A 16,200-nucleotide genomic window follows, 5' to 3' on the forward strand; every position below is an offset into this window, starting at 1 on the left:
GGTCTCATGAGCAGGAATAAGAATAATAAGGTGCTGGTGATCGGAAGTGGGGGCAGAGAACATGCCATTGTCTGGAAACTTGTCCAGAGCCCAGGGGTCCAGGAGGTATTTTGCGCCCCAGGCAATGCGGGTATCAGCCGGCATGCGACATGTGTCCCCATAAAGTCATCTGATATTGACGGCCTGCTGGATTTTGCCAAAAGGGAAGGGATAGACCTTACGGTGGTAGGTCCTGAGGCGCCGCTTGCCTGCGGGATCGTGGACAGGTTCAAGGCTGAGGGGCTTTCCATATTCGGTCCGTCAAGGCTTGCAGCCGAGATAGAGGCAAGCAAGGTCTTTGCAAAGGACATGCTCAGGCGGTTCGGTATACCTACCGGCGCCTATAAGGTCTTTAGCGAGCCGGGAGAGGCGGTGCGGTTTATAGAAAGGGAGATGGGAGTCCCCGTTGTCCTCAAGGCCGATGGCCTGGCCGCTGGAAAAGGCGTAGTAATAGCGAAGACTATCGATGAGGCCAAAGATGCGGTTTCGCTTATCTTGGAAGAGAAGGCCTTTGGCGAGGCGGGTGCCAGGCTGCTGGTAGAGGAGTTTCTTGATGGTGAGGAGGCCTCGTTTATGGTCGTAACCGACGGAAAGACCGTGATACCCCTTGCCACGTCGCAGGACCACAAGGCCGTATTTGATCGGGATCAAGGGCCCAATACAGGCGGCATGGGGGCATATTCCCCGGCCCCCGTCATAGATGAGCGGCTCTTCAATAGGATTATGGACAGGATTATGCTTCCGACCGTTAAGGCGATGGAGTCACTAGGAAGGCTGTTCATGGGCGTACTATATGCAGGGCTTATGATAAAGGATGGTGATGCAAAGGTCCTTGAGTTCAATTGCCGTTTCGGCGATCCTGAGGCCCAGCCCATACTTATGCGCATGAAGACCGACCTCTTTGAGCTGCTTATGGCTGCTGTAGACGGCAGGCTTGATGAAATGAGGCCTGAGTGGGATCCTAGGCCGGCGGTAACCGTAGTTATGGCTTCGAAGGGATATCCAGGCCGTTATGAGACAGGTAAGGTTATCGATGGGATAGAAGAGGCCGAAACCTTGGGAGATGTAAAGGTTTTTCATGCCGGCACAGCTGTAAAGGACGGCCGTCTGGTCACTTCGGGTGGCAGGGTCTTGGGCGTCACTGCCTTGGGTGAGACCATACCCAAGGCAGTGGAGACTGTCTATGAGGCTGTTGCCAAAATTAGTTGGGACGGTATGCATTATCGCCGTGACATAGGGCAGAAGGCCTTCAGACACCTAAAGGCCCGGGCAAGATCTGCAAGGGTGGCTGTTGTAATGGGGAGCAAGAGCGACATGGAGGTTATGCATAAGGCATCAGAGATATTAGAGGAATTCGGGGTTTCTTGTGAGACGATGGTCCTTTCTGCACACAGGAGCCCTGAACTTGCAGCCGGATACGCAAAAGGTGCGGCTGAAAGGGGTATCGAGGTGATAATCGCTGGGGCTGGTATGGCTGCGCACCTGGCCGGGGCCATGGCAGCGCACACAGTACTTCCAGTGATCGGCGTTCCCTTGGACGGTTCGCCTCTTAACGGCTTGGATTCCTTGCTTTCCACGGTCCAGATGCCGCCTGGTATACCTGTGGCTACCGTGTCCATAGGTAAGGCAGGGGCCAAGAACGCTGCGTATTTGGCCCTTCAGATACTTGCTCTTAAGGATCATGGATTAAGGGCGGCCCTAGAGGCTTTTCGAAAGAGGCAGGCAGATGAAATAAAAGGATTAAACAGGGAGGCGTATTGAAAGAGGCTGATTTGACAGGCTCCGATCTGGATCGGGCCGTATCAGAGGCTGCGAAGGTCCTTCGCGCAGGCGGGGTTGTAGCCTATCCGACTGAGACCAGCTATGGTCTTGGTGCGGTTATAGATTGCAAAGGCGCATTGTCCCGGATCTTTGAGGTCAAGGCCAGGAGAAAAGACAAACCACTGTTGGTGATAATCGGTGATCCTGCCTTTTTGAGTGAACTGGCCGCTTGTGTGCCAGACCAGGCAAAAATGCTTATGGAGCGGTTTTGGCCCGGACCGCTCACCATCCTTTTTCCTGCAAAGGCTGGTCTGCCGTGGCCTTTATGCGGACAGACAGGGAAGATAGGTTTGCGTATCTCCAGCCACCCTGTGGCCAGGGCCTTGGTCAATGAGGTTGGAAGGCCTGTAACAGCTACAAGTGCCAATCGTTCAGGTCTTATTGCAGCAAGGACCGCTCAAGAGGTGGCCGAATATTTGATCGATCCGGCCCCTGATTATATACTCGATGGCGGTCCAAGTCCAGGTGAACCGCCATCGAGTATAGTGGACGTGACGGTCAATCCCCCGGCTATCATCAGGGAAGGGGCGATAGGAGCGGAAGATATTCTGGCCTTATGCGGGTAAGCGCCTTGGCGATGTTGCCCCTTGCATGGCGGTTCAATCGATAGAAGTTTTCAAGCAGTCCCTTAATCTCTTCCCGTCTGGTCCTTCCAGAGGAAGGGCAGGCATTTTTTGTAATTGGCAGTCCTAATTCGCGTGAAAGGCGTTCGATCTGCCCCTTATTGACCAATGCCAGAGGTCTGATGATAGTGATCAGCCCTCCAAACATCTCCTGTCTTGGCACATGCGTGCTCATTTCGCCAATGAAGCTTAGGTTGATGAAGAATGTTTCTATCATGTCATCCAGATTGTGACCTAGCGCAATCTTGTTGTAGCCGAATCTTGCAGCGAGTTCAAAAAGACGCTTGCGTCTTAGCATGGAGCAGATGAAGCATGGGCTTTTGCCGCGGTTTCCAGGACTGTGGGCATATATGCCGAAACCTGTCTCTTCGATATGGTATGAAAGCCCATTCTCGGAGAGGTAGCGCCACAATGTCTCGACTGTCCCGCCACCAAAGCCCATATCCAGATGTACCGGCAGGATTTCATAGGAGATAGGAGCCTTTTTGAGCCAGTTCCTTAGAAACCACAGGGTAAGCAGACTGTCTGATCCACCTGACAGTGCGACCATGATGCGATCCCCTTGATGGAGAAGACCGTATCCATGGATGGCCTTGCCTACTAGTCGGTTTACTCGGAGAAAGTAGGATGACTTTTCTGTCTTACCAGTCACCTGAGGCACCTCCGCCGCCGAACCCGCCCCCACCGCCAAAGCCTCCAGTATAACCTCCCCCCCATTCACCTGACAGTATCAGCAGAAATACAAAAACCCCTATGACCAGGGCAAGAAGCAGTGAGCCCAAGATGAACCAAACGGCCATGGTTGCAACAAAAAAACCGATCAAGCCACCCAGGATGCGGCCTAATATTCTGGCTGTAACAATACCCAGTATGATCATGAACGGGATGATTAAGACGAGTGTTTGCCAGAATCCTGCCGCACCTGTCTGTGCAGTCGCAGGGGTCTTTTGCATATTAGGCACCGGAAGCGGTTCCCCTTCTATGAACCCAGCCAGTGCATCTACTGCTGCCGACAATCCTCCGTAGTAGTCACCGTCTTTGAAACGCGGCGCCATGATCTCGCTTATGATCCTTTTGGCAACTGCATCGGGGATAGCCCCTTCGAGCCCATAGCCTACTTCTATACGGGCTCTTCTGTCGTTTTTAGCTACCAGTATCAGGACGCCGTCGTCAACCCCTTTTCTGCCAAGCTGCCAGGCCTCGGCCACGCGGATTGAAAAGGATGCTATATCCTCAGGCTTTGTGGTAGGCACCATCAGGATAGCTATCTGACTGCCCTTTTTCTCTTCAAGTTTTGCAAGCTTTGATTCGAGCTCCGTCTTTTGTATGTTCGAAAGTGTCCCCGTCAAGTCGGTAACGCGGGCGCTGAGTTCTGGAATGGGCTGGAGTCCCTGTGCATAGGCTGCTGCCGAAAGCAACAGCGCAAATAAGGCAAATAAACATAGAAGAAGCCGTTGCGCTGCGATGAAGTGCAGCGCCTTTCGCCTCGATAGGGTCATTTTGATGCGGGTATGGCCTTCTCATTGGTATGGATGTCAAAATCAACCGCAGGTGGTTTGGAGACTGCACCTTCGTTTTCCGGTTGAAAGGTGGGTCTTGGGGCATATCCGAAGGCCTTGGCAGTTAGGTTGCTAGGAAAGGAGCGTATGGTCACGTTATAGGCCTCTACTGCCTTTATATAGCGGTTTCTTGCCACCGCTATGCGGTTTTCAGTGCCTTCCAACTGGGCCTGTAGGTCGCGGAAGAGGCCGTCGGCCTTTAGCTGGGGATAGTTTTCGGAGACGGCTAGAAGTCTTGATAGGGCCGATGTCATTTCCGCCTGGGCCTTGATGAAGCGCTTGAAGGCCTCTTCATTCCTCAGGAGTTCTTCTGATGCCTGTATGCTTCCGATCTTTGCCCTGGCCTCTGTGACCTGCGTTAGGACACCTTTTTCATGGGCTGCATAGCCTTGGACGACCTTTACGAGATTGGGGACAAGGTCGGCCCGCCTTTGATACTGATTCAACACCTCTGCCCATGCAGCCTTGACTGCCTCATCCTGCTGTTGAATGGTGTTGTAACCGCAGCCGGAGAGCAAGAACAGCAGCGACACCAAAAATACGCAAGATGGTATATGTCTTTTTGTCGATTTTAAGCCTGCAGTCAATTTATCCATTTTTTATCTCCTTTCGGCATATTTAGAGGCGATTAAGCAGATTCAAAACAATCTCCAATGTAGGTATGCTTAGCAGGTCTGTCAATAATAAACCGATAAACAGGTGGCAACCCTCCAAAAAGCTTGAATCAAAGGGCCTTATGTGTTTAAGTTAATCGCCATGATAGCGATTATTGACTATAGGGCAGGGAATCTTGCCAGCGTGGCAAGGGCGCTGACATATCTCGGTTTTACATGTGAAATAACCGATGATCGTAAAAAGATCATGACGGCTGATCATATCATATTCCCTGGGGTTGGTGCGGCCGGCCGGGCCATGATGGAGCTTAAGGTTCTCGGTCTTGATGATGCTTTGAAAGAGGCCTTTGCAGCCTCAAGGCCTATCCTAGGCATATGCCTCGGCACCCAGATAATCTTTGAATACAGCGAAGAAGATGGAGCCTCTTGTCTTGGTCTAATTTCGGGAAGGGTCAGACGATTCCCTGATCCCCTTTTTGATGGTAATGCGCGTCTTAAGATACCGCACATGGGGTGGAACAGGGTCGAATGGATAGGGATGCATCCTGTATTTACGGGTTGTCATGAGGATTCAGAATACTATTTCGTACATTCCTATTATCCTGATCCTGCTGAACAGCGTTTGATTATGGGGTTAACTGAATATGGCGTAAAGTTTTCCTCTGCACTGGCCAAGGGGAGCCTTGTGGCCGTACAATTTCATCCTGAAAAGAGTGGTCGGCCTGGACTGAAGATATTGGAAAACTTCTGCAAGTGGAGGCCATGATGCTGAGCAGACGGATCATACCATGTCTGGATGTAAGGGATGGAAAGACCACTAAGGGCATAAGGTTTAAAGGTAATGTTGACATCGGTGACCCGATTGCTATGGCCAGGTTTTATTACGAAGAAGGGGCGGATGAGCTTGTTTTTTATGACATAACCGCCTCAAGCGATCATCGCCCCATCATGATTGATGTGGTACGCCAGGTAGCCGGGGAGATATTCATTCCATTCTCTGTAGGGGGAGGGATTAGAACCGTAGAGGATATGCGCGAGGTGCTTCTGGCCGGGGCCGAGAAGGTAAGCGTCAACTCCGCTGCGGTAAAAAATCCTGGACTTATAAGCGAAGGCGCAAAGGCCTTCGGGAATCAATGCATAGTCCTTGGGATGGATGTAAAGCGTGTAGAGACATCTGCAAAGATCCCGTCTGGCTATGAGATAGTCATCAATGGAGGGCGTATTTATACGGGGATCGATGCACTTTGGTGGGCTAAAGAGGCCGAAAGGCTCGGTGCTGGCGAGATCTGTCTAAACTCCATAGACGCGGATGGGACGCAGGAGGGCTATGAATTGAACCTCACCCGGATGATTTCAGAGTCGGTAGGCATACCCGTCATTGCCTCAGGCGGTGCAGGCCACCCTGAACATCTTTATCAGGTCCTTGCCGAAGCAAGGGCGGATGCCGCCCTTATTGCCTCGATGACCCATTATGGCACGTATACCGTACGCCAGATCAAGGAATACTTGAACGAACGGGGCGTAAAGGTGCGTATGGTATGGTGATGAGACCGTGACTTGCATCAGCGTCGGACTCGAACGCCTTTTGTCGGATCCGCCTGGTTGGATAATGGGTCGGCGCTTAGGGCTTCTATGCAATCAGGCCTCGGTTGACGCCTCGTTGAGACATGCAAAAGACCTCATAAATACCCGTTTTCCAGGGCAACTGAGGGCAATCTTTACGCCTCAACATGGTCTTTTCGCTGAAAAACAGGACAACATGGTGGAATCCCCCCATGAGAGGGACACAGGATTAAACATACCTGTCTATAGCCTATATAGTGGGTCAAGGGTGCCTGAGCCGTGGCAGCTTTATGATATAGAACTCTTTCTTGTAGATATTCAGGATATCGGTTGCAGGGTCTATACCTTCATCTGGACCATGTATCTTGCCATGAAGGCCTGCGCCAAGGCTGGCATAGGTATGGTCGTCCTTGATCGCCCTAATCCAATAGGCGGTTGTCTCGTAGAAGGAAACCTCCTGGATGAAGGGCTTAAGTCATTTGTAGGTCTTGCCCCCATACCGATGCGGCATGGCATGACAGTGGGTGAGCTTGCAAGATTTTTTGTCTGGCTCGAAGACCTTGATCTTGAGCTCCATGTAGTCAGAATGGATGGGTGGCGCAGGGACATGGATTTCCAGGATACAGGTCTTCCGTGGATCTGGCCGTCTCCGAATATCCCGACTGTTGATACCGCCCTGGTATATCCAGGCCAGGTGGTGCTTGAAGGGACGAATCTGTCGGAGGGCCGGGGGACCACCAGGCCTTTCGAGGTCTTCGGTGCCCCATATTTGGATATCGTACGGTTCAAGTCCGCTGTCGAGAGGCTGGCACTTCCTGGTTTTGTTCTGAGAGAGCAATATTTTGAGCCAACCTTCCACAAGTGGGCAGGAAAAAGGTGCCGAGGTTTTCAAATACATGTGATTGACAAGCGCCGTTACCGTCCGTATTTAACTACGCTGTCTATCGTTTCACTTGCAAAGAAACTCCATCCCATTGACTTTCAGTGGAGGGAACCGCCTTATGAATATGATTTTGAGCGGCTACCCATTGATTTGATCATCGGAAGCGAGACCGTAAGAAAGGCGGTCGAGGTAGGAGATGGACTTGAGGGAATCGAATCCCTATGGCATAGGGATATGGAAGAATTCTTGAGGCTGAGGTCGAGATTTTTGCTTTACTAATGCCAAGAAAAGGTGGCAATTTACATCCATGTAATCCCTATGAAATATTCCGTTAATCTTTAGCGTTTATTTATTTAAAAATATAATTTTCCCCATCCTTTTTTATAAACAAAAGGGCAAAGGAGGCGGTATGTTTGAAGGACTGTTTCAACCCATGCATCTCTTGATAATCTTGGCGATCGCCTTGCTTATTTTTGGGCCCGGCAAGCTGCCCCAACTTGGTGAGGGGCTTGGAAAGAGCATCCGCGAGTTTAAAAAGGCTATAGAGGATGGAGATAATAATAAGGATAGATCCATGCTTGAGCCAAAAAAGGAAGATGTGTCGAGAAATGAAGAAACCAGAAATGAAGAAACCAAATGATATAGTGACGTTTTTACAGGGGGCTGACATATTTGTAACTATTGATTTCGACGGTACCATAACCGCCTCTGATATAACCGATGCGGTTATAAAGGAATTTGCCAGACCTGGCTGGGAGGAGGCTGAAAGGCTCTGGGAGGCCGGGCAAATCGGATCACGAGAGTGTCTTTCCCTTCAGATGTCGTTGATAGACCAGCCGCTTGAAAGGATTATTAAATATGCCTGCAGCCTTCAGATAGACCGTTACTTTGCTGATTTTGTCGGTTTTTTGAAGAGGATGGACATACGGTTTGCGGTTATAAGCGATGGGTTTAGATGTATTATCGACAGCATATTCAAGAAGGCGGGTATTGATGGCGTCCCCATATATGCTAACGATTTGTCGACCTGTGGCCATGGATTGAAGACGATCTTTAATTCAAGTGAAGGTTGCAGGAATGGCACATGCAAATGCAGAACTGCAGACATGCTTGCCTGTGGGCGGCCGATTATACATATCGGCGACGGCCGCAGCGATTTTTGTCTGGCAGGTAAGGCGTCTTATGTCTTTTCTAAGGGTAAACTTACTGATTATTGCCGGACGATAGGGATAGCATATTCAGAATTTGCAGATTTTGCCGAGATCGAGAGGGATTTCAAGGCATTCTTGAAATTTGTTCCTGTCTCAGGAAGAACTACAGATAAAGAAGGGATACAGCCTGGATGCAATATAATATAACGAAAAAGGAGCTCCTAGAGCTCGAGAGCCGCTATTGCTCTTATGGAGATACCGTACACTATTCAAAAGAACCGATCATTTTCAAGAGATGCGAGGGATCGTGGCTCTTTGACATTGAAGACAGGCCTTATCTCGACATGCAGATGTGGTATTCGGCCGTGAATTTTGGTTACAGAAACAAGGAGATAGAAGAGGCCCATAACCGCCAGATGGCGACCCTCCCTCAGGTGGCGTCTCAGTACCTGCACAAAGAAAAGATCATGCTTGCAGCCAGGATCGCCATGGAGACCGAGAAGAGATTCGGAAAGAAGGGTAGGGTGCATTTCAATGTAGGTGGGGCCCAGGCCATTGAAGACAGCTTGAAGCTCATTAGAAATTTCAAAGACGGCAAATCCCTTATGTTCGCATTCATGGGCGGCTATCATGGCCGCACCCTTGGCGCGACTGAGATAACGAGCAGTTTCAGATACAGAAGGAGATACGGACACTTTGCAAACAGGGCGGCGTTTATCCCATTTCCTTACTGTTACCGCTGCTTCTACAAAATGGAGCGTGGAACCTGTGACTATTACTGCATAAAGGAGTTCGAACGTCTCTTTGAGAGTGAATACTACGGCGTGATAGACAAAAAAGACAACGAAGTCGAGTATGCGGCGTTTTACATAGAGCCCATTCAGGCGACTGGCGGATATATAGTCCCGCCGCCTGAATATTTCCAGAGACTCAGCGAGATATTGAAGAGGTACGGGATACTCCTTGTGGATGACGAGATCCAGATGGGGTTTTACCGCACAGGAAAACTCTGGGCCATAGAGCACTTTAACACCAGACCCGATGTGGTAACATTCGCCAAGAGCCTTACAAACGGCCTCAATCCGCTCTCAGGCCTGTGGGCAAGGGAAGAACTTATCAATCCTGAGATATTTCCCCCAGGTTCAACACACTCGACCTTTTCAAGCAATCCCCTTGGCGCCGCTGCTGGTCTCGCTGTTATGGACTATATAAGCCGCAACAATATGGAGGGGCTTGTCGCCGAAAAAGGCGCATATCTTTTATCCAGGCTTAAAGATCTCCAAAAAAAGCACGCCGTAATCGGAGATGTCGACGGACTGGGTCTTGCTATCAGGGTTGAGCTTACCGAAACAGACGGCATTACGCCAAACAGGGTCCTTACCGACGCTATATTCCAGGAGGGCATGAAGGGTGACATAGTACTTAATGGAAAGAGATACGGCCTTGTACTTGATGTGGGTGGATATTACAAAAACACCTTTACTCTTGCACCGGCCCTTACCATCAGCTATGAAGAGATGGACCTCTTTATTGAGCTCTTTGGGTGTCTGCTTAAGCGATGCGGCGCATAAGGGCCATACCTGTTATTCTCAACAGGAATTTACTTAAGGAAAGAATTCAAACGAGATGCAGACATTAGAAAGGATTAAAAAGGTATTTCTCGAAAACTTTGATTTTAAGGAAGATGCGTTAAGACCAGAGATGACCATCGACAGCTTGGGGCTTGACTCCCTCGACAAGGTTGATTTCCTCTTCGCCCTTGAGAATGAATTTGACATCGACATCCCTGACGGGCAGGTCAAGCTCAATTCCATCCAAGACGTAGTTGATACAGTGGAAAGACTTGTTAAAGAACAGCACAGCGAGACGCATTGACATGGCTGCAACAATGAGACGGGTCGCAATCACCGGAATGGGGGTCATCTCTCCTGTGGGGAATACTAAAGAAGAGTTCTTTAACAACCTTCTTGAAGGAAAATCAGGTATCAAAAGACTGTCCGCGCCTTTCGCCGACCTCCTCACCACGAAAATCGCCGCTGAAGTCGATTTCAGTCCTGGGGAGTATTTCACTAAAAAAGACGCCAGGACACTGGACAGAGTAAGCCAGTTTGCGCTTGTCGCCGCGTCGCAGGCCTGGGAAGACGCAGGGCTTGAGCTTGACGAGGAAGAAAAAAAACGCGCCGGCGTATATATCGGGACGGGGATGGGGGGCGCCCGCACCATCGAAGATACGTATATGCAGGTTTATAAAAACCAGGTAAAGAGGGTGAGCCCTCTTACGGTAGTCATGATAATGAACAATGCACCGGCCTCTCACTTGTCCATACAGTATGGATTCAGGGGCCCCTGCCTTACATTCTCTACCGCCTGCTCTTCATCGGCGGTTGCTATCGGCGAGGCCTTTCGGCAGATCAAGGATGGGTACGCCGATGTCATGCTCGCCGGCGGTGCGGAATCTCTTCTCGGGTTAGTCATCATCATGAGTTGGCAGTCGATCGGCACCCTGGCGCGCGAGGCGGATGACCCCTCGACATCGTGCCGGCCTTTTTCCCTGGACAGGACGGGATTTGTCCTTGGCGAAGGTGCGGCCATTTTCGTACTGGAGAAGATGGACAGGGCAAAGGCGCGAGGCGCCCGCATCTACGGTGAACTCGTGGGCTATGGATCTACGGCGGATGCGACCCATATCGCAAGACCCTCCCTCGAAGGTCAGGCCCGGGCCATCTCTCTCGCTCTTGCAGAGGCGCGGCTGGGCCCGGGCGACATCGACTATATCAATGCCCATGGAACGGCCACGGTGCTCAACGATATTGTCGAGACCCAGGCGATCAAAAAGGTGTTCGGTCAACGCGCCTATGAAATTCCAATCAGTTCCACCAAATCAATGCACGGGCACCTCCTCGGCGCAACCGGCGCTGTGGAGCTTGTTGCTTCCGTCCTCGCCATGACGTACCAGGCAGTCCCGCCCACAGCAACCCTCATGGCGCCGGACCCAGAATGCGACCTTGACTATGTGCCTGGGAAGGGCAGGACAGGACAGAATATAAGGACAGTGATGTCCAACTCCTTTTCCTTCGGCGGCACGAACGCGGTGCTTATCGTGAGGAAATATGAGTGACCATAAAATAGAAATAGATATGAAGGGCGGAGACGACGCCGTTCTTTTGATTCACGGATTGACCGGCAGCCCTTTTGAGATGAAATACCTGGCCCGCAGGCTTAACAGGGCAGGCTTCACAGTTAAGGGACCATGTCTGGCAGGCCATGGGAAGACGCTTTCAGATCTGAAAAAAAGCCGGTGGCAGGACTGGTACCGAACTGTCGCTGACGAATTCCGTGAATTAAAAGAACAGTATGCAACGGTTTCCGTGGCAGGGCTGTGCATGGGGGCGCTGTTGGCGTTGTTCCTGTCAGCGGAGTTTAAAAGGGAGGTAGCAGCAATCGCCCTCCTCTCGACGACGTTGTTCTATGACGGCTGGGGGCTGCCATGGTACAAATTTCTTCTGCCCTTGGCCTATTATACTCCAGCCGGATATATTTATTCATTTGAGGAACGCGAACCATACGGGATCAAGAACAAGGCCCTTCGTGTCCGGATAGTGGAACTCATGAAAGACAGCTCGATAGCCCATTCAAGCGTTCCGGGCGTGAGTATGCGTGAATTGTTCAAGCTGATCAACACGACAAAAAAACTTATCCCTCAAGTAAAGACACCCACCCTTATCCTTCACTCTCAGGAGGATGACCTGGCCAGTAAAAAGAACGCGCTGTATGTGCAGAAGAATATCGGCGCCCGTGATGTCCGCATGGTCCTTCTCGATGACTGCTATCATATGTTGCCCATTGATAACCAACGGGACGTAGTGGCAGATGAGATTATCACTTTTTTCAAGGATCGCACGGCGTTGAGGAGAAAATCATTTAGAGACACCCGAATAATTTCAACTAAAAACCTGGCATCTTCTAATTTAAGGTAGTTACAAATTTTATAGATATAATTTCTAATGAGCAATTTGCGATCAATAAAATTTTTATTACCTCTTATCGTTGCAATCACCCTGTTCGTTTCCTTTTTCAGGCTTGGCGCAACAACGCTTTTTGATGTAGATGAAGCGGTCTTTGCAGAGGCCACAAAGGAGATGATCAAGACCGGTGACTTCATAACTCCTACCTATAATGGAGTGAATCGATACGATAAACCGATTCTTTTCTATTGGATGATGGCAGCGTCTTATAAGACATTTGGTATAAACGAATTTGCTGCTCGATTTCCATCTGCCTTAGCAGGTACGCTGTTGGTATTATCTATTTTTTTCTTCGTCAGACGTTTTATTGGCGAAAAATATGCCGTTTACTCAACCATATCTTTTGTTTTATCTATTTATTTTTTTGTTTATTCTCATGCAGCAGTTACAGATATGTTGCTTACACTATTTATAACAGTTTCCATATTTTCTTTTTATATCTTCAATGCCGATGATTTCAGCGATGGTTCTCATATCTCTCCTTATGTGAGAGCTATGTTCAGTTATGGATTTTATTTATTTTCAGCCCTTGCATTCCTTACCAAAGGATTGATAGGGATAGTTTTCCCTTTTGGTATTGCCATTATCTATCTGGCAATTACAAAAGGCCCAAAGGAAATCAAAAGGGTGTTCAATATTAAAGGTATTGTTCTATTCCTAATTGTTTCAGGGCCATGGTATGGCGCCCAATTGGCCATCAACGGCATGGAATTTGTAGATCAGTTTTTTATAAAACATCACTTCGCCAGATATCTGGATGTTATATCGGGTCATAGGGGACCTTTTTATTATTTTATTCCTGTGTTGTTACTTGGGTTTTTCCCATGGATTGTCTTCTTCCCGTCGGGCATCAGGGCAGTGATCAAAGACAGTAATCTAACTCTTCTAATAAGAAATATTTTTAATGATAAAAAAAGAAAGCCCGTCGACCATAGAGCGTCAATTGGTCTACTTGCCTTCATATGGTTTGCTGTTATATTTTTGTTTTTTTCATTTTCTACGACGAAACTTCCGAATTATATCCTCCCGTCTATACCGGCAGTGGCGATACTCATTTCAATAGGTTTGTCAGAACATGATAAATGGGAGGAGTACAGTTACGTAGTCTTAGGCGTTTTTTCATTTATTGTTGGTATGATTATCTTCTTCTTCAGTAAGAAGTATCTTTTTAAGATAGGCGTTTATGATGATACTACATGGACATTAGGAATTAGTTTTCTAATGTTTGGAATGATAATCGTAAGTTTATATAGGCTGTTTTTAAAAAAAACAGTCTTTTTCTATTTATGTACATTGATGACTATCTTTTTAATTGTTTTCTCTATCAATGCATTGCCTATTATAAATGAATATCTTCAGGGTACGCTCTATAGATATAGTTTATATATTAAAAAAAATCTGCCTGCTAATGAAAAAATAATTGTATATGATTTGAATAAACCCAGTATTATTTTTTATTCCGATCATAAAATATTAAGCATAAGAAATAAAGAAGATATGATACGTGCTCTTGAAAAGAATGCGCATGCAGTTGTAATCGCAAAGGCAAAAAATATATCAAATCTTACGCAGCTTGGTCTGAACGTATTGAAAAATGAGGGCGATTATGCAATTCTTGAAAGAAAATAAAATTTTATTCATTCTATTGCTATTGATTTTGCCGCTGTTTTTATTTCATTTTGATAAATTGACAATTGAATCAGTAAGAAATTTACATGAGAATGATTTAGTTATTTCACGATTGCTTGAGTTAATCGATCCTGTAGTAAATTTTATTGGTTATGGTTTAACGTTGATACTTAGTGGATTGCTGCTTTATATCGTCGGAAAATTTATCGATAAGAAGCTGTATGAATGCGGAAAGGTCTTGTTTATAAGTTTGATATCTGCCGGTATAGTCGTTCAAATCATCAAGCACATTATAGGGAGGGCGAGACCAAGATTGACTGATAATCTTGTGTTAATAGGTCCCTCAATTAAAAGCGGATACGATTCATTTCCATCAGGTCATACTACCCTGGCGTTTTGTTTTGCCTATATACTCTCGAGATATTATCCTCGATATAGGAGTCTATTTTATGGCTTTGCTGTTCTTATAGGTTTTGAGAGGATTGAAGATACAGCACATTTCCCATCCGATGTGTTGGTGGGGATGGTTGTAGGGATGTTGGTCGGAAAGGCTGTAAGTGCCTTTATTTTGAAATCGTCCACACCCCTGCACCTCCATCCTGGATCAGAAGGGCATATTGGGCGTCAAGGCCCATTTTAGGAAGTATGACGATGCGGTAATTTCCAAGCAAGGCTATCAATAGGCAGGGAGGTTCGATAGTTAAATCATTTATGCTGTCTTTGTCCATTATGACAACACCATTGTTTGATAGAAGGGCAGAGCAGAGCTCCCATGGTCTGTCTATCTCGTATGTAGTTTTGTTCATATAAAAAGGTATGGCGCCCCTTAATGTGTCGCCAGGCTTATATAGATAGATCGTTTTGTCTTCTAGAAATGGCTTGATCATATTGGCAAGGCACATGTAGCATTTGTTTTTGAGGTGCGGTCTTGTATGGAGAATGACTTTGGGGGTGTTGGCTATCACCAGGGCGCCAATGGCCATTGAGATCGTCAGGAATGTAAGCCTTGTAAAGTGCTTCTTTGACACAGCTTTGATCATAAACGGTATAACGGCAAGGAAAAAGACGGCCGAGATTACTAGATAGGTCTTTACATTTACGTGTAGCCACCCAAGAAAGATCGGCCTTGATGCAGCGAGCAGGATGATCATGAAGAGCCAAGACACGCCCTCCCATCTGAGTCTATTGACCCCCTCAAGTCTTTCGTCAAGCCAACCTGCGATCAGGATGGCGGCGGCTCCATAAGAAGGAAGGACATAGCTCACTTCCTTTATTACCGGGAACGAGAGGAGGGCTATGGGGAGGATCATCCAGATGATAAGGAAGATGACGGGTTCATGGTTATTTTTCGCAAGTTCGCCCTTGCGTAACCTTTGTACGTCGCTCCACAATGCAAAGGGCAGGACGACAAGTGCCAGGCCGAACATGTCAGGAAGCCTTTGGATATAGAAATACCACGGCGCCTGGTTTCCGAGGTCCGTCCAATAAAAATGACATCCAGCCAGTTCAAAATGCCTGTGTATGAATCTCCCGATGATATTGTTTACAAAGTGTTCGTGTAAATAGCAGATCCCACCTTCTCTATAATAGAGATAGATCCAGACGGCCATGGGTGCGAGAAAGACAAAGATGAAAGGGGAGGACAATAGCTGTTTCATGGTAGATGTGCGTCTTGTTGCAAACAGAAAAGCCGCTGTTACGACAGCTGTGTGAAAGACGCCAACTATGCCTTTTGTGAGAAAGGCGCACAGGCTCCCCAGATAAAATATAAAAAGCGCCAGATTTTTCTTTTTTTCGTCATCTGCCCAGCTCAGCCAGTAAAAAAAGGCCGAGAGGGCCATCACACTGAAGGCCCCTACTCCAATGTCGAGGAGTATCCAGTGGCTGTATCTGTAAAACTGCGGCATGGATGCAAGTATCAGGGCTGCAAGTACACCCCTTCGCATCCCTCCCCATTTGAGGCCGAAGAAGAAGACCGACGCCAGCATCAGGGCGCCGAGGCCGGCGGATACAGCCCTTGCAACCGGCGGCGTGATGCGGCCTGTCAGCTTGTAGGCTGCGGCGATCATGTCGTAATAAAGAGGTGGCTTTTCTAGAAAGGGCAAGCCACACAAGTGCGGGATGACGAAGTTTCCGGTCTCAAGGGCCTCCCTTGCCGACTCGGCCTCTCTTGGCTCATCAGGCCCCCAGAGATATGGATATGCGACATTTACAGCCATCGCTACAGAAATGGCCAGTAAAAATACATAAAATGCCTTTTTGTCACCTTCTCTGAGGTGATTGTCCATATAAC

At 48.1% G+C, this 16,200-nt stretch carries 17 protein-coding genes; 13 read left to right on the forward strand and 4 right to left on the reverse strand.

Going from position 1 to position 16,200, the window contains the following annotated elements; translation table 11 throughout:
- The first annotated feature begins 6 nt into the window (after window positions 1–6).
- On the forward strand, window positions 7–1,800 hold the full coding sequence (gene purD, locus LGS26_RS06315) for a phosphoribosylamine--glycine ligase (protein ID WP_237888019.1): 1,794 nt from the start codon (window positions 7–9) through the stop codon (window positions 1,798–1,800).
- A complete protein-coding gene (locus LGS26_RS06320; protein WP_237888022.1) occupies window positions 1,797–2,426 on the forward strand; it encodes an L-threonylcarbamoyladenylate synthase in 630 nt (209 codons plus the stop codon). The genes purD and LGS26_RS06320 overlap by 4 nt, the downstream gene beginning before the upstream one ends.
- Here LGS26_RS06320 and LGS26_RS06325 read toward each other — a convergent pair.
- From LGS26_RS06325 to LGS26_RS06335, 3 genes are read right to left on the reverse strand one after another with little or no spacing between them, the layout of a single operon-like run.
- Window positions 2,377–3,135, reverse strand: a complete 759-nt coding sequence (locus LGS26_RS06325) for an ATP-binding protein (RefSeq protein WP_237888024.1) — start codon at window positions 3,133–3,135, stop codon at window positions 2,377–2,379. The two genes, LGS26_RS06320 and LGS26_RS06325, sit on opposite strands and share 50 nt — an antisense overlap.
- Window positions 3,125–3,982, reverse strand: coding sequence for a TPM domain-containing protein (locus LGS26_RS06330; protein WP_237888026.1), 858 nt, complete (start codon window positions 3,980–3,982; stop codon window positions 3,125–3,127). Before LGS26_RS06330 ends, LGS26_RS06325 begins: the two co-directional genes overlap by 11 nt.
- A complete protein-coding gene (locus LGS26_RS06335; protein WP_237888028.1) occupies window positions 3,979–4,638 on the reverse strand; it encodes a LemA family protein in 660 nt (219 codons plus the stop codon). Before LGS26_RS06335 ends, LGS26_RS06330 begins: the two co-directional genes overlap by 4 nt.
- Before the next feature lie 142 nt (window positions 4,639–4,780).
- On the opposite strand from LGS26_RS06335, the gene hisH reads away from it, so the two are divergent.
- From hisH to LGS26_RS06390, 11 genes are all read left to right on the forward strand, one after another.
- Window positions 4,781–5,422, forward strand: coding sequence for an imidazole glycerol phosphate synthase subunit HisH (gene hisH, locus LGS26_RS06340; RefSeq protein ID WP_330873272.1), 642 nt, complete (start codon window positions 4,781–4,783; stop codon window positions 5,420–5,422).
- Window positions 5,422–6,201: an imidazole glycerol phosphate synthase subunit HisF gene (hisF, locus tag LGS26_RS06345; RefSeq protein WP_237889892.1), complete on the forward strand. Its 780-nt coding sequence runs from the start codon at window positions 5,422–5,424 to the stop codon at window positions 6,199–6,201. Before hisH ends, hisF begins: the two co-directional genes overlap by 1 nt.
- A 7-nt stretch (window positions 6,202–6,208) precedes the next feature.
- Window positions 6,209–7,381, forward strand: coding sequence for an exo-beta-N-acetylmuramidase NamZ family protein (locus LGS26_RS06350; protein ID WP_237888030.1), 1,173 nt, complete (start codon window positions 6,209–6,211; stop codon window positions 7,379–7,381).
- 130 nt (window positions 7,382–7,511) lie between these two features.
- Complete coding sequence (tatA, locus tag LGS26_RS06355; protein ID WP_237888032.1) at window positions 7,512–7,742, forward strand: twin-arginine translocase TatA/TatE family subunit; 231 nt, start codon at window positions 7,512–7,514, stop codon at window positions 7,740–7,742.
- Entirely contained in the window at window positions 7,711–8,460 is a 750-nt protein-coding gene (locus LGS26_RS06360; RefSeq protein ID WP_237888034.1) for an MtnX-like HAD-IB family phosphatase, read from the forward strand. Before tatA ends, LGS26_RS06360 begins: the two co-directional genes overlap by 32 nt.
- Window positions 8,445–9,824 (forward strand): aspartate aminotransferase family protein, encoded by a 1,380-nt coding sequence (locus LGS26_RS06365; RefSeq protein ID WP_237888036.1) that lies wholly within the window; start codon window positions 8,445–8,447, stop codon window positions 9,822–9,824. The genes LGS26_RS06360 and LGS26_RS06365 overlap by 16 nt, the downstream gene beginning before the upstream one ends.
- 55 nt (window positions 9,825–9,879) lie before the next feature.
- Window positions 9,880–10,128, forward strand: coding sequence for a phosphopantetheine-binding protein (locus LGS26_RS06370; protein ID WP_237888038.1), 249 nt, complete (start codon window positions 9,880–9,882; stop codon window positions 10,126–10,128).
- A gap of 13 nt (window positions 10,129–10,141) precedes the next feature.
- Window positions 10,142–11,371, forward strand: coding sequence for a beta-ketoacyl-ACP synthase II (gene fabF, locus LGS26_RS06375; protein WP_237888040.1), 1,230 nt, complete (start codon window positions 10,142–10,144; stop codon window positions 11,369–11,371).
- Window positions 11,364–12,230, forward strand: coding sequence for an alpha/beta hydrolase (locus tag LGS26_RS06380; RefSeq protein ID WP_237888042.1), 867 nt, complete (start codon window positions 11,364–11,366; stop codon window positions 12,228–12,230). Before fabF ends, LGS26_RS06380 begins: the two co-directional genes overlap by 8 nt.
- Before the next feature lie 27 nt (window positions 12,231–12,257).
- Window positions 12,258–13,907 (forward strand): ArnT family glycosyltransferase, encoded by a 1,650-nt coding sequence (locus tag LGS26_RS06385; RefSeq protein ID WP_237888044.1) that lies wholly within the window; start codon window positions 12,258–12,260, stop codon window positions 13,905–13,907.
- The gene (locus tag LGS26_RS06390; protein WP_237888046.1) at window positions 13,885–14,547 is read left to right on the forward strand and encodes a phosphatase PAP2 family protein; all 663 of its coding nucleotides are present in this window, start codon (window positions 13,885–13,887) and stop codon (window positions 14,545–14,547) included. Before LGS26_RS06385 ends, LGS26_RS06390 begins: the two co-directional genes overlap by 23 nt.
- On the opposite strand, the gene LGS26_RS06395 is transcribed toward LGS26_RS06390, so the two are convergent.
- Window positions 14,471–16,195, reverse strand: coding sequence for an ArnT family glycosyltransferase (locus LGS26_RS06395; protein WP_237888048.1), 1,725 nt, complete (start codon window positions 16,193–16,195; stop codon window positions 14,471–14,473). The genes LGS26_RS06390 and LGS26_RS06395 overlap by 77 nt on opposite strands.
- Between the last annotated feature and the right edge of the window lie 5 nt (window positions 16,196–16,200).

It is taken from the genome of Dissulfurimicrobium hydrothermale (assembly GCF_022026155.1).
GTDB lineage: Bacteria > Desulfobacterota > Dissulfuribacteria > Dissulfuribacterales > Sh68 > Dissulfurimicrobium > Dissulfurimicrobium hydrothermale.